Origin of the sequence: Streptomyces sp. NPDC017202 (assembly GCF_044331705.1) — a bacterium.
Lineage (GTDB): Bacteria > Actinomycetota > Actinomycetes > Streptomycetales > Streptomycetaceae > Streptomyces.
In genome coordinates, this window is the sequence record NZ_JBIRNP010000006.1 from 280,319 (window position 1) to 293,712 (window position 13,394).

Genomic DNA, 13,394 nt, shown 5'->3' on the forward strand with positions numbered 1-13,394 from the left:
GGCGAACGGGACGGTGGTCCGGACCGGACCGGACCGTGTGGTCCGGACCGGACTAGACGGTGAGGCCGCGCACCAGCAGGTCGATCAGCGCGCACACGAAGAGACTGATGCCGATGAAGCCGTTCGTGGAGAAGAACGCCCTGTTCAGGCGGGACAGGTCGTGCGGGCGCACGATGGTGTGCTCGTAGACGAACGCCCCGGCGACGATCAGCAGGCCCAGCCAGAAGAAGGCGCCGGCGCCGGTGGCGAGGCCGTACCAGACGAACAGGGCCGTCGTGACGGCGTGGCAGGCGCGGGCGCCCCGGATCGCGGCGGGGATGCCGAAGCGGGCCGGGACCGACCGGACGCCGATCTCGCGGTCGGTCTCGACGTCCTGGCAGGCGTAGATCAGGTCGAAGCCGCCGATCCAGACGCCGACGGCCACCCCCAGGATCACCGCGTCCCAGGACCACTCGCCCGTGATCGCCAGCCAGCCGCCGATCGGGCCCATCGCCTGCGCGAGACCGAGGATGGCCTGCGGGAAGTTCGTGAAGCGCTTCCCGTAGGGGTAGACGACCATCGGGATCACGGCGACCGGGGCCAGCGCCAGGCAGAGCGGGTTCAGCAGGGCCGCCGAGCCCAGGAAGACCACCAGGGCGATCAGCGCGCCGGTCCAGGCGTGCCGCACCGACATCGCACCGGTGACGAGCTCCCGCTGGGCGGTGCGCGGGTTCCGCGCGTCGATCTCGCGGTCGATGATCCGGTTGACCGCCATGGCGAAGGTGCGCAGACCCACCATGCAGACGGTGACCAGCAGCAGCCGGCCCCAGTGGATGTTCCCGTCCAGCTCGAACATCGCGGTCAGCGCGGCGATGTAGGCGAAGGGCAGCGCGAAGACCGAGTGCTCGATCATCACCAGGCGCAGGAAGGCCTTGGTGCGTCCCGGCCGCGGGATCGCCGCGGATGCCGAACTCACAGTCCGTACTCCTTCCAGCGCCGCGTCACCCGTTCGGACGTCTCCGGGTCCGACAGGACCATCTCCGGCCAGCCGCCGTCGCGGGTGTAGCCCTCCTCGGGCCACTTCCGCGTCGCGTCGATGCCCGCCTTGCCGCCCCAGAACTGCTGGTAGGAGGCGTGGTCGAGGTGGTCGACGGGGCCCTCGACGACCGACAGGTCGCGGGCGTAGTCCGTGTTCCCGAGGGCCCGCCAGGCGACCTCGTGCAGGTCGTGGACGTCGCAGTCGGCGTCGACGACCACGATCAGTTTGGTCAGGGACATCATGTGGGCGCCCCAGACCGCGTGCATGACCTTCTGCGCGTGCTTGGGGTACTTCTTGTCGATCGAGACGATCGCGCAGTTGTGGAAGCCGCCGGCCTCGGGCAGGTGGTAGTCCACGATGTCCGGGACGATGATCTTCAGCAGCGGGAGGAAGAACCGCTCCGTGGCGCGGCCCAGCGGGCCGTCCTCGGTCGGCGGGCGGCCCACCACGATCGACTGGAGCAGCGGCCGCCTGCGCATCGTCACGCAGTCGATCGTCAGCGCCGGGAACGGCTCCTGCGGCGTGTAGAAACCGGTGTGGTCGCCGAACGGGCCCTCCGGACGCATCTCGCCCGGCTCCAGCCAGCCCTCCAGCACGACCTCCGCCTGCGCCGGGACCTGGAGCGGGACCGTCTTGCAGTCGACCATCTCGATGCGCTTGCCCTGCAGGAACCCGGCGAGGAAGTACTCGTCGATGTCACCGGGGAGCGGCGCGGTGGAGGCGTAGGTGACGGCCGGCGGGCAGCCGAAGGCGATCGCGACCGGCAGCCGCTCGCCCCGGCGCGCCGCGACCTGGTAGTGGTTGCGGCTGTCCTTGTGGATCTGCCAGTGCATGCCGATCGTGCGCCGGTCGTGGCGCTGGAGACGGTAGAGCCCGAGGTTGCGGACCCCGGTCTCCGGGTCCTTGGTGTGGGTCAGCCCCAGGTTGAAGAACGAGCCGCCGTCCTGCGGCCAGGTGAACAGCGCCGGCAGCTGCTCCAGGTCCACCTCGTCCCCGCGCAGGACGACCTCCTGCACGGGGCCGTCCTTCACCTTCTTCGGCGGGACGTGCGTCATCGCGCCGAGCTTGCCGAACGCCTCGCGGACCCCCACGAAGCCGTGCGGCAGCTCGGGCTTGAGCAGCCCGCCGATCCGGTCCGAGATGTCCGCGTACGACTTCAGCCCGAGGGCCTTCAGCAGGCGGCGGTCGGTGCCGAACACGTTCATCGCGAGGGGCATCGCCGAGCCCTTCACGTTCTCGAAGAGGAGCGCGGGGCCGCCGGACTTCTGCACCCGGTCGACGATCTCCCCGACCTCCAGGTACGGGTCCACCTCGGCCTTGATGCGCTTGAGGTCGCCCTCGCGCTCCAGCGCCCTGAGCAGGGAACGAAGATCGTCGTAAGCCATGCGGTCAAGTATCCCCGAGGGGCTACCCTGGCCCCGTACCTGGGGCCTGTCGTCGTGGCCCCGCCCCCTCTGTGCTGGAGAGACCCCATGCTGCGGGTACTGATGTTCCTGGTGCCGCTGGCGCTGAGCGTCTACGCGTTCATCGACTGCATCAGCACGAAGGACGACGACATCCGTCACATGCCCAAGCCGCTGTGGGCGATCCTCGTCCTGCTGTTCCCGCTCGTCGGTTCGATCTCGTGGCTCGTCGCGGGCAAGAGGCGCAGCCCCGCCGCCGAGGGCTGGTCCGGTGTCCGCGGCGGCCGCCCGCAGCAGCGGCAGTGGATCGCCCCGGACGACAACCCCGAGTTCCTGAAGTCGCTCGACGACAGCGAGAAGGACGACAAGGGCAAGCCCGACGACGGCCAGGGCCCCACCCCCTAGGTTCAGCCCGGATCAGAGCGGGGAACCTCACCGCGGGCGGAAGGAGGCTCCATGACGAGGTCGGCCCCCCTGGACGAGGCGACCGCCCGCGCCTGGCTCGCCGGCGCCGTCGAGGAGGCGCGCGCCGGGCTCGCCGAGGGCGGCATCCCGATCGGCGCCGCGCTCCACGGCCCCGACGGGACGCTGCTCGGCCGCGGCCGCAACCGTCGCGTGCAGGACGACGATCCCTCGACGCACGCGGAGACGGCGGCGTTCCGCGCGGCGGGACGGCAGCGGACGTACCGCGGGACGACGATGGTCACGACGCTCTCGCCGTGCTGGTACTGCTCCGGCCTGGTCCGCCAGTTCGGCATCTCGCGGGTCGTGATCGGCGAGGCGGTCACCTTCCACGGCGGCCACGACTGGCTCGCCGCGCAGGGCGTGGAGATCGTGCTCCTGGACGACCCCGAGTGCGTCGCGATGATGCGCGGTTTCATCGCGGAGAACCCGGCGCTGTGGAACGAGGACATCGGCGCGTGAGGGCGGGGCCCGCCGTGTCCCGGCCGGCCTTACGGCCCCCGCCCCTCCTGCTGGATCAGCTGTTCGAAGCGGGCGCGCCAGCGGGACTCCGTCTCGCCCTCGCCCTGGAACTCGTGGGTGAAGCGCAGGGCGGTGCCGCCCGCGTCGTCGTGCTCCAGGTGGAAACGCATCCGGCCGCCGCTCTCCACCGTGTACTCGGCGACCCGCTCCACGTCCCAGGCGGTGACCTGTCCGGCACCCAGGCCGGGCAGGCCGATCACGCCGCCCAGCCGGGGTTCGAGGACGTCGACGGCGCCGAACCAGCCGCAGAGGCCCTCCGCGGTGGCGAGGGCGGGCCAGACCGTCTCCAGGGGCCGCGGGAGCCGCACCAGGAAATGCAGGATGTGCGTGTTCCCGTGAGTCTGGCTGGAGCCCTGTTCGATGGAACCGGTCATGACACCAGGGTGACCCCCCGGAACCGCTTCCGCACGGTCACGGCGTGCGGCCGGCCCGTCCCGCCGGCCGCGGGGGCTCAGAACCCGGCCGACCGGAGCACGCCCAGGCCGACGTCGGCGTAGGAGTGCTTGCCGGAGACGAAGATGTTGACGCCGTAGTAGTTGAACAGCCAGCAGCCGAAGGCGACCAGTGCGAGGTAGGCGGCCTTGCGGCCCTTCCAGCCGGCGGTGGCGCGGGCGTGCAGGTAGCCGGCGTAGGCGACCCAGGTGATGAAGGACCAGGTCTCCTTGGGGTCCCAGCCCCAGTAGCGGCCCCAGGCGTCGCCCGCCCAGATCGCGCCCGCGATGATCGTGAACGTCCACAGCGGGAAGACGGCCGCGTTGACGCGGTAGGCGAACTTGTCGAGGGTGGCCGCGGCGGGCAGCCGGTCGAGGACCGAGTTGGCGAGCTTGCCGGGCGTGCCGCCGCCCGCCAGCTTGTTCTCGTAGGAGTCCTTGAAGAGGTACAGGATCGTGGAGACCGCGCCGACGTAGAACACCGCGCCGCAGAAGATCGCGGTGGAGACGTGGATGTACAGCCAGTACGAGTGCAGGGCGGGCACCAGCTGGTCGCTCGCCGTGTACAGGACGGTGACCGCGAGGCCCAGGTCGAGCAGGACCGAGGTGATCAGGAACAGCCCGAGCCAGCGCACGTTCTTCCGCAGCGCCAGCAGCGCCAGGTACACGCCGACGGCCACCGTGGAGAAGGTGATGTTGAACTCGTACATGTTGCCCCACGGCGCCCGCTGCACCGAGAGCGCGCGGGCGAGCACGCCGCCGAACTCGATCAGGAAGGCCAGCACCGTGAGGGAGACGGCGATCCGGCCGTAGAGGTCGCCCTGCTCGTCGCCGCCGTGCGCGCCCGGCCCGTCGGGCACCTCGCGGGCGCCGGCCGCGGCCCGCACCACGACCTTCGGCCGCTCCAGCACGGCGGTGCCGCCGGCCTTCCTGACGGTGACGGCGGGGGCCGCCTTCCCGGCCGGGGCCCGGTCGGTGAGCGCGGCGGCGGTGCGGCCGACCTTGCTGCGGCCGCCGAAGGTCCATTCGGCGATGTACGCGAAGAAGGCCAGGGTGTAGACGGCCATCGCGGAGTAGATCAGCGTGTTGCTGATGTTCGCGAGGTTCTCGTTGGTGGCGGCGGCGAGGTTCACCGCGCCGGCGAGATCGGTTGCGGCGGCGAGAGTCACTTCTCAGACCCTTCGGCAGGTACGGCTCGGGAATCGGGGGTGTCGGGATCTTCGGGGGTGTCGGGGCCTTCGGGCGCTCCGGGGGCCCGGTCGTACAGGATCCCGGCGAGGTCGCCCAGTTCCTCGGGCACCTTCGCGGACTCGCTGCGGCCGAGGCCGGCCATCTCGACGACCGTGACGCCGTCGGCGCCCCGCACCGCCCGCACCCACACGCGGCGGCGCTGGATGAACAGGGAGCCGGCCAGGCCGAGGATCGCGGCGACCGCGCCGGCCAGCGCCCAGCCGCTGCCGGGCTGCCGGGTGACCTGGAAGTTGGCCCATTCCTTGGTGCCGTCGTAGGTGATCGAGCCGGCGCCGTCCGGGAGGGTCAGGGTCTCGCCGGGCTTGAGGTTGTCCCGCAGCTGGAGGTCCCTGGCGTCCGTGAACGGCTTCATGTTCCGCTTGTCGAGCTGGTAGACGCTCTGCGGGATGCCCGAGTTGACGCCGAGGTCGCCGTGGTACGGCTCCAGGTTCAGCACCGGGTTCAGCAGTGCCGGGAAGGCGGAGGAGACCTCGTTGCCCTCGGCGTAGCTGGGGAGGAGGAAGGCCTGGAAGGCGAGCTGTTCCTTGACGCCCTTGGCGTCGCGGTAGCCGTCGTACACCTTGACCACGCCGGAGGAGGTGACGTTGGAGTCGAGCGGCAGCAGCGGTACGGCGTCGTGGTAGACCACGTTGCCCTTGCCGTCCCGGACGGTGACGACGGGGGCGTACCCGTGGGCGGTGAGGTAGACCTTCGAGCCGCCGATCTCCAGCGGGTGGTTCACCTTGACCGTGGTCTTCCTCTCCTTGCCGTAGGCGCCCTCGGAGTAGGTGATGGCGGCCTGGTAGGTGCGCGGAGTGCCCTTGTTGGGCCCGGAGACCTCGTAGGTGCCGGTGAAGTCCTTCAGGGTGAAGCTGAACGGCTCCAGGTCGTCGGCGTCGAAGAGGGTGCCGGACTTGAAGTCGTCGTACTGGGTGAGGGTGTTGGAGAAACCGTCGCCCTCCAGGACCAGCTTGTTGCCCTCCATCTTGAACAGCTGGCCCCAGGCGAAGGACGTCAGCATCACGATGAGGGCGATGTGGAAGGCGAGGTTGCCGACCTCACGCAGGTAGCCCTTCTCGGCGGCGACCGCGTCCCCGACGAGGTGCGCGCGGAAACGGCGCTTCCCCAGCAGCGCGAGCGCGGCCTCCCGCACCTGCTCCGGCTCGGCGTCCGTGCGCCACGTCGTGTACGCGGGCAGCCGGGTCAGTCGCTTGGGCGCGCCCGGCGGGCGGCCGCGCAGCTGGCCCACGAACTGCCAGGTGCGGGGCACGATGCAGCCGATGAGGGAGACGAACAGCAGGATGTAGACGGCGGAGAACCACACCGAGCTGTAGACGTGGAAGAGGCCGAGCCGGTCGTAGAGCGGCGCCAGGGTGGGGTGGTTCTTCTCGAAGTCGGCGACCTTCGTGGCGTCGGTGCCGGTCTGCGGGATCAGCGAGCCGGGGATCGCGCCGAGCGCCAGCAGCAGGAGCAGCAGCAGGGCGACCCGCATCGAGGTCAGCTGCCGCCAGAACCAGCGGGCCCAGCCGACGGCGCCCATGGCGGGGACGCCCGCGAGCGAGTCGGTGGGCGCGGTGGACAGCTGGGAGCCGGCCGCGCCGAGGTCCTGGTCCTGCGGTGCGGTGGCGTCCACGGGTTCGCCGGCGGTGGTCTTGCTCATCGATCAGATCCCCACAGTGAAGCCGGTGGACCAGGACTGGAGGTCCTGCACCAGGTGGTCCCAGGCGCCGGTCAGCAGCAGCAGACCGGTCACGATCATCATCGAGCCGCCGGTCCGCATCACCCACACATAGTGCCGTTTGACCCAGGCGAAGGCGCCGAGTGCCTTGCGGAAGGCGACCGCGGCGAGCACGAAGGGCACCCCGAGGCCGAGGCAGTAGGCGACGGTGAGCAGGGCGCCGCGGCCCGCGCTGCCCTGCTGGGAGGAGAGCGTCAGCACGGACGCCAGGGTCGGGCCGATGCACGGCGTCCAGCCGATGCCGAACAGCGCGCCGAGCAGCGGGGCGCCGACGAGCCCGGCCACCGGCCGCCGGTGGAAGCGGAACTCGCGCTGGGTCATCCAGGGCATCAGCCCCATGAAGAAGACGCCCATGAGGATCATGAGCACGCCCAGCACCTTGGACAGGACGCCCTTGTTGGCCTGGAGCGTGTCGCCGAAGTAGCCGAACAGGGCGCCGCTGGAGACGAACACGGCCGTGAAGCCGGCCACGAAGAGGGAGGCGCCGGCGACCATCCGGCCGCGCCGGGCCTCGGCCAGGTCGGTGCCGGCGACGCCGGTGACGTACGACAGGTAGCCGGGGACGAGCGGCAGGACGCACGGGGAGAAGAAGGAGACGAGTCCGCCGAGCAGCGCGACGGGCAGGGCGACCAGCAGGGCGCCGCTCAGTACCGTCTGGTTCGGATCGGTCACCGCGGCGAGCATCGTGACGGTGCTCACGTCATTTCTCCGCGAGGACCGGGTCGATCATCGCGCGCAGCTTCTCCTCGCTGAGGGCGGCCAGCGAGCGGGCCGCGATCTTCCCGTCCCGGTCGAGGACGAGCGTGGAGGGGATCGCCTGCGGGTTGAGCGTGCCCTTCTCGAAGCGGAGCATCAGCTTGCCGGTCGGGTCGTACAGGCTGGGGTAGGTGATGCCCTGCTCCTTCTCGAAGGCGAGGGCGTTGGAGGTGCTGGTGTCACGGGTGTTGATGCCGACGAACTGCACGCCCCGGGCCTTCAGGTCGGTGGAGACCTTCCGGAAGTTGGGTGCCTCGGCGCGGCAGGGCGCGCACCAGGATCCCCACACGTTCAGGACGACGACGCTGCCCTTGTAGGAGGCGACGTCGAGCTGCTTGCCGTCGACGGTCTTGCCCGACAGGTCGGGGGCGGCGGTGCGCTCGCCCTTCTCGACGGTCGAGATGCCGTTCTTGCCCATGACGAAGTTGGTGTCGCCGCCCCCTCCGGAGGTGCCTCCGGAGGTGCACGCGGACAACAGCAGCGCCGTGGCGGCTGCGACGGCGACAGACAGGGGGGTGCGACTGGCGGCACTCATGTGAAAAGTTTCGCATGCCCGTTCTGGGGATCTTGCGCACCCCCCTTGCGGGGGGAAACCCGCATTTCAGGCAGCGGATCCGGTGCCCGTCGGGGTGCCGGTGGCGGCGGTGGGGGCCGCCGCGAGGAACTCCTTCCAGCCGCCGGCCGGCTCCTGGCCGACGTCCAGCGTGCGCAGCTTGGCGAGCACCTCCGGCCTCTGCACGTCGATCCAGTCGACGAACTGCCGGAAGGAGACCATGCGCACGTCCCCGCCCTTCTCCTTCTCGCGCGCGATGTGCTTGAACGCCTCCTCGACGGCGTCCATGTAGATGCCGCCGTTCCACTGCTCGAAGTGGTTGCCCACGAAGAAGGGCGCGCGGTTCGTCTCGTACGCCCGCTTGAATCCCTGTATGTACGCCTGGGCAGACTGCTGCCGCCAGCCCGGGTAGTTGTGGCTGGGCGCCTTGGTCGAGTTGACCGACTGGTTGGCGAGCATGTTGTAGTCCATCGACAGGACCTCGAAACCGCGGCCGGGGAAAGGTATCTGCTGCAGCGGCAGGTCCCACATGCCCTGCTTCTTGTCGGGCCAGACCTGACGGCCGCCCGGCGAGGAGGCGTCGTAGCGCCAGCCGAGGGAGCGGGCGGTGGGCAGCAGGTTGCCCTGGCCGAGGAGGCAGGGCGTGCGGCCGCCGACGAGTTCCTTGTCGTAGTCGAAGGGGAGCGCGGGCAGGTCGGTCCACCCGGTGTTGGTGCGCCACTGCTTCACGAACGACTTGGCCTGGTCGATCTCGTCGCGCCACTGGCGCCCGGTCCAGTTGCCGACCGACCCGGAGCCGGCGCAGAAGTGCCCGTTGAAGTGGGTGCCGATCTCGTGCCCCTCCAGCCAGGCGCGGCGCACGTTGATCAGCGTCGCCTTGACGTGGTCGTCGGTGAGGTAGCCGATGTCCGAGGCGCCGCGGGGGTTGTTGGGCGGGTCGTAGAGCCGCTTCTTCGACTCGGGCAGCAGGTAGAGCCCGGAGAGGAAGAAGGTCATCGCCGCGCCGTGCTCCTTGGCCAGGTCCAGGAAGCGCGGGAAGAGGCCGTTGCCGACCTCGCCCGCCCCGTCCCAGGAGAAGACGACGAACTGCGGCGGTTCCTGGCCCGGCTCCAGCGGCTCGGGCGCGGCCGGCTGGTGCGGCTGCTTCCCGGTGAAGGAGGTGGAGCCGTCCCCGAGGGGACGGACGGTGACGGTGGGCTTCGGGGAGGCCGAACCGCCCTTGCCCGCCCCGCCGGAACCGCCGCCGGGGCCCGGGTCGTCCGACGACGTGAGGCCGCAGCCCGCGAGTCCGGCGGCGGCCGCGGCCCCCGCACCCAGTCCTAGTGCTCCCCTGCGGGTGAGAGCGCGCATGGCATCCCCGTTCGTCGCGTACTCCGGTGGTCACCCACTCAGAGGACACGTCGAACGGGGAGGTTCCGCTCATGTGTGCGTATTCCGTAACAGTGATCGAGGGATCACCGGCGACGGCGACCGGGGGACCACCGGCTCACGCCCCGAAGGCCTTGCCCTTCCCCTTCACCGGCTTGGCGCCGGCCAGCAGGTGGGGCGGCACCAGGTCGCGGGCGGGCTCGGAGTAGCCGACGGACACGATCGTGTCGCCCCGGTACGTGAACGACGTCAGCGAGGCGAGCGTGCACTGCCGCTTGCGCGGGTCGTGCCACAGCCGCCGCCGCTCGACGTAGGACCGCACGATCCAGATCGGCAGCTGGTGGCTGACCAGCACCGCCTCGTGCCCGCGGGCCCTGTCCTTCGCCGCGTCCAGCGCGCCCATCATGCGCACCACCTGGTCGACGTACGGCTCGCCCCAGGACGGCTTGAACGGGTTGTAGACGTGCCGCCAGTTCTCCGGCCGGCGCAGCGCCCCGTCGCCGACGCCGAAGGTCTTGCCCTGGAAGACGTTGCCTGCCTCGATGAGTCGCGCGTCGGTGCCGACGTCGAGCCCGTGCGCCTTGGCGATGGGGCCCGCCGTCTCCTGCGCCCGCTCCAGCGGGGAGGCGCAGACGTACGTCACGTCGCGGGGGGCGAGGTGTTCTCCGACCCGGTCGGCCATCCGCCGGCCCAGGTCGGAGAGGTGGTAGCCGGCGAGGCGGCCGTAGAGGATGCCGTCCGGGTTCTCGACCTCGCCGTGCCGCATCAGGTGGACGACCGTCAGGTCCTTGCTGTCGTCGGTGCTCACGCGCGGGCCTCCGCAGCCGCTCGGGCCGCCGCCGGAAGGGCGTCGGCGATGCGCTGGAGGGCCCGTTCGTCGTGGGCCGTGGACACGAACCAGGACTCGTAGGACGAGGGCGGCAGGTAGACGCCGTTCGCCAGCAGCGAGTGGAAGAAGGCGGTGAAGCGGAACGACTCCTGCGCCTTGGCGTCCTCGTAGTTGCGGACGGGCCGGTCCGTGAAGAAGACGGAGAACATGTTGGAGGCGCTCTGGAGCGTGTGCGCGACGCTCTCCTTGGACAGGGCCTCCGACACCAGCGTCCGGATCTGCTCGGAGACGGCGTCGAGCTTCGTGTACGCGGCGTCGTCGAGGAGCCGGAGCTGGGCGATGCCGGCGGCGGTGGCGACCGGGTTCCCGGAGAGGGTGCCGGCCTGGTAGACGGGCCCGGCGGGCGCGAGGTGCGCCATCACGTCGGCACGGCCGCCGAACGCCGCGGCCGGGAAGCCGCCGCCCATGACCTTGCCGAAGGTCATCAGGTCGGGCTTGACCCCGTCGATCCCGAACCATCCGGCCCGGCTGGTCCTGAACCCGGTCATGACCTCGTCGGAGATGTAGAGGGCGCCGTTGGTCTGGCAGGCGTCCTTGAGCCCCTGGTTGAACCCGGGCAGCGGCGGGACGACGCCCATGTTGCCCGGCGAGGCCTCGGTGATGACGCAGGCGATCTCACCGGGGTGCCGGTGGAAGGCCTCCTGCACGGCCTCCAGGTCGTTGTACGGCAGGACGATGGTGTCGCCGGCCTGGGCGCCGGTGACGCCGGGCGTGTCCGGCAGGGCGAAGGTGGCGACGCCGGAGCCGGCCGCGGCGAGCAGCGAGTCCACGTGACCGTGGTAGCAGCCGGCGAACTTGATCACCTTGGAACGCCGGGTGAAGCCGCGGGCGAGCCGGATGGCGGACATCGTGGCCTCCGTCCCGCTGGAGACCAGCCGCACCTGCTCGACGGGCTCGACCCGCGCGACGATCTCCTCGGCCAGCGTGACCTCGCCCTCACCGGGCGTACCGAAGGACGTACCGCGCGAGACGGCGTCCTGGACGGCGGCGATCACCTCGGGGTGCGAGTGCCCGAGGATCATGGGGCCCCAGGAGCAGACGAGGTCGACGTACTCCCGGCCGTCGACGTCCGTCAGGTACGGGCCGGTGCCGGACGCCATGAACCGGGGCGTGCCGCCGACGGCGCGGAAAGCGCGCACCGGGGAGTTCACGCCGCCCGGTGTGACGACGGCCGCACGGTCGAACAGTGCCTGTGAGACAGGCGCTTCGTATGAATAGGGCAGTTCGCTCATGACCTGCGACTTCTCCGACTTCTCGGACTCCGGTTGGCAGTGACCTCCTCAGGGTAGGCCAGCGGCGCCGGAGGGCCGCGGGGCGTGTGCCGTGCCCGCACGGACCGGACGGGCCGCTTCTGCGACCTTCTTCATCTGCGAAACTGAAACGGACTGAGCCTGATAGACGTAGCTCACAACGACGGCGTGTCGAGGGGCTGCGAAGATCCTGCGGACAGGTGTTTCACCGCACGTTTCGGCGTGCGGCCGTGGGGGAGGTCACTGACACGATGATCGGGTTGCGCGGCGGGGCCTGCGCGTCCTAGAAAAGCAGTCGGGTGGAGATATGCATCGCGGTGGCGGACTGGGCGAGGGGACTGATGACCGGGGTCCTCGACGTGCCCGGCGGGGAAGGCACCGACGCGACGCGGAGGAAGCCGACGAAGCACGCCGGACGCAGGGCGTCCCGGGTGTGCCCGAGGTACCGAGTGAGTCCGAGCGGCTCGACCGTACGGTCGACCGGCTCCGGGCGAGGAGCGGGAATGGTGGTCGGGTGGGGGTGACGTACAAGTACTTCGGCGCACCGGACGGCGCGACCGCGGCCCGGGTCCCGATCTCGATGCGCCCCGAGGAGCTCGGCGGCGACGAACTCGGCATGAACGGCATGTTCACCAAGATCAAGCCGGAGACGATGGCCGCGATGGTCCTCACCGGCATCGAGGGCGTCCCCCTGCACAAGGTGCCCCCGCTGGAACTCGTCGTCCTGCACCCCGACTACGCCGTCGTCAAGCTCCCCATGACGGTCGTCGACCCCCTCCGCGACATCGGCGAGGAAGCGGTCGGCGCGGCGGCCTTCATCTGGTCGACGGTCCCGGACCGGGGCGGCCCGCGGGACGCGTTCAACGTGTACCAGTTGCTGCACGAGTGGCAGGACTTCAGCCACCGGCTGCACGAGGCGGGGCACCAGCCGTACTGCCTGGTGTGGCCCTGAGCCGGGGTTTCGTGGTGCCGGGCGGGGCTTTCGGGTCCCGCCCCGCTATCTGCGGGCGGAGGTATCCGACTGCCGTGTCACGTCGAGGGCACATGAGCTGAGACCCGGGACACCCGCGTGCGCCTCTGCGGTCCTCTGAACGCCGGGCGATACTCAGCGAGAGCGGCGTCTCACCCCTGCCCACCGCCGCGAGCACACCGGCACTGATCACAACCGCGCGGACACCCTGGGGGCAAGCAGTTCCAGCACTTCCTCCCAGCGGTAGCGATCGGCCCCGCCACCGGCCTTCGGGCGGTGAGGCTCGTAGGAACCGATCAGGACGCCCATCTCGCGCAACCGCTCCAAGCTCTGGCTGTAGGCCGGGTGGGCGGCCTGGGCGGAGTTCAGGTAAGGCAGCACGGCGACCGGCACCCCCATGGCGGGCGCCTCGCACAGGATGCCCAGCGCGAGGTTGTCGGAGATCCCGGCGGCCCACTTGTTGACCGTGTTGAAGGTGGCCGGGGCGACCGCGATCGCATCCGCAGGCCGGCTCGGGCGTGGCTCACCCGGTGACCGCCAGGCCGAGCGGATGGGGCGGCCGGTCTGGGCCTCGACCGCCTCGGCATCAAGGAAGCCGACTCCTTGCGGGGTGGCTACGACGCCGACGTCCCAGTGCCGTTCCTGTGCTGCCGTGATCAGCCGGCCGACGTCGGCGGCGACCCCGGCCGCGCAGACCACGATCTGGAGGAACGGCTTGTCGTGCTGGTCACTCACGCGGGCACTCCCAGTTGGCGGCTGAAGTGGTGGAGCTCGGGCAGCGCCCGGCGAGAACTGCTCGACGTT

14 protein-coding genes are annotated in these 13,394 nt (G+C 70.7%); 3 read left to right on the top strand and 11 right to left on the bottom strand.

Going from position 1 to position 13,394, the window contains the following annotated elements; all coding sequences use genetic code 11:
* Positions 1-52: 52 nt before the first annotated feature.
* Both mqnP and ACH4N1_RS15450 read right to left on the bottom strand, forming a co-directional pair.
* Positions 53-955 carry a menaquinone biosynthesis prenyltransferase MqnP gene (gene mqnP / locus ACH4N1_RS15445; protein ID WP_398097423.1) on the bottom strand — a complete coding sequence of 301 codons (903 nt, stop codon included), beginning with the start codon at positions 953-955 and terminating at the stop codon, positions 53-55.
* A complete protein-coding gene (locus ACH4N1_RS15450) occupies positions 952-2,403 on the bottom strand; it encodes a menaquinone biosynthesis decarboxylase (RefSeq protein WP_366062782.1) in 1,452 nt (483 codons plus the stop codon). The genes mqnP and ACH4N1_RS15450 overlap by 4 nt, the downstream gene beginning before the upstream one ends.
* A gap of 87 nt (positions 2,404-2,490) precedes the next feature.
* On the opposite strand from ACH4N1_RS15450, the gene ACH4N1_RS15455 reads away from it, so the two are divergent.
* Both ACH4N1_RS15455 and ACH4N1_RS15460 read left to right on the top strand, forming a co-directional pair.
* The gene (locus tag ACH4N1_RS15455) at positions 2,491-2,826 is read left to right on the top strand and encodes a PLD nuclease N-terminal domain-containing protein (RefSeq protein WP_398097425.1); all 336 of its coding nucleotides are present in this window, start codon (positions 2,491-2,493) and stop codon (positions 2,824-2,826) included.
* Positions 2,827-2,877: 51 nt separating this feature from the next.
* Positions 2,878-3,345 (top strand): nucleoside deaminase, encoded by a 468-nt coding sequence (locus ACH4N1_RS15460; protein ID WP_398097427.1) that lies wholly within the window; start codon positions 2,878-2,880, stop codon positions 3,343-3,345.
* Positions 3,346-3,374: 29 nt separating this feature from the next.
* Here ACH4N1_RS15460 and ACH4N1_RS15465 read toward each other — a convergent pair whose 3' ends face one another.
* From ACH4N1_RS15465 to hemL, 8 genes are all read right to left on the bottom strand, one after another.
* Positions 3,375-3,779: a hypothetical protein gene (locus ACH4N1_RS15465; RefSeq protein WP_398097429.1), complete on the bottom strand. Its 405-nt coding sequence runs from the start codon at positions 3,777-3,779 to the stop codon at positions 3,375-3,377.
* 77 nt (positions 3,780-3,856) lie between these two features.
* Positions 3,857-4,969 carry a c-type cytochrome biogenesis protein CcsB gene (gene ccsB, locus ACH4N1_RS15470; RefSeq protein ID WP_398097550.1) on the bottom strand — a complete coding sequence of 371 codons (1,113 nt, stop codon included), beginning with the start codon at positions 4,967-4,969 and terminating at the stop codon, positions 3,857-3,859.
* 32 nt (positions 4,970-5,001) lie between these two features.
* Positions 5,002-6,726, bottom strand: coding sequence for a cytochrome c biogenesis protein ResB (locus ACH4N1_RS15475; RefSeq protein ID WP_398097430.1), 1,725 nt, complete (start codon positions 6,724-6,726; stop codon positions 5,002-5,004).
* A gap of 3 nt (positions 6,727-6,729) precedes the next feature.
* Positions 6,730-7,503, bottom strand: coding sequence for a cytochrome c biogenesis CcdA family protein (locus ACH4N1_RS15480; protein WP_398097432.1), 774 nt, complete (start codon positions 7,501-7,503; stop codon positions 6,730-6,732).
* A 1-nt stretch (position 7,504) separates the two neighbouring features.
* Positions 7,505-8,095, bottom strand: a complete 591-nt coding sequence (locus ACH4N1_RS15485) for a TlpA family protein disulfide reductase (protein WP_398097433.1) — start codon at positions 8,093-8,095, stop codon at positions 7,505-7,507.
* A 66-nt stretch (positions 8,096-8,161) separates the two neighbouring features.
* Positions 8,162-9,463: a hypothetical protein gene (locus ACH4N1_RS15490; RefSeq protein WP_398097434.1), complete on the bottom strand. Its 1,302-nt coding sequence runs from the start codon at positions 9,461-9,463 to the stop codon at positions 8,162-8,164.
* Between the two features lie 136 nt (positions 9,464-9,599).
* Complete coding sequence (locus ACH4N1_RS15495) at positions 9,600-10,247, bottom strand: histidine phosphatase family protein (protein WP_398097551.1); 648 nt, start codon at positions 10,245-10,247, stop codon at positions 9,600-9,602.
* 38 nt (positions 10,248-10,285) lie between these two features.
* Positions 10,286-11,602 carry a glutamate-1-semialdehyde 2,1-aminomutase gene (gene hemL / locus ACH4N1_RS15500; protein WP_398097436.1) on the bottom strand — a complete coding sequence of 439 codons (1,317 nt, stop codon included), beginning with the start codon at positions 11,600-11,602 and terminating at the stop codon, positions 10,286-10,288.
* Positions 11,603-12,134: 532 nt separating this feature from the next.
* On the opposite strand from hemL, the gene ACH4N1_RS15505 reads away from it, so the two are divergent.
* A complete protein-coding gene (locus ACH4N1_RS15505) occupies positions 12,135-12,572 on the top strand; it encodes a hypothetical protein (RefSeq protein WP_010353923.1) in 438 nt (145 codons plus the stop codon).
* A 207-nt stretch (positions 12,573-12,779) separates the two neighbouring features.
* Here ACH4N1_RS15505 and ACH4N1_RS15510 read toward each other — a convergent pair whose 3' ends face one another.
* Positions 12,780-13,325, bottom strand: coding sequence for a flavoprotein (locus ACH4N1_RS15510; protein ID WP_398097437.1), 546 nt, complete (start codon positions 13,323-13,325; stop codon positions 12,780-12,782).
* Positions 13,326-13,394 lie beyond the last annotated feature (69 nt).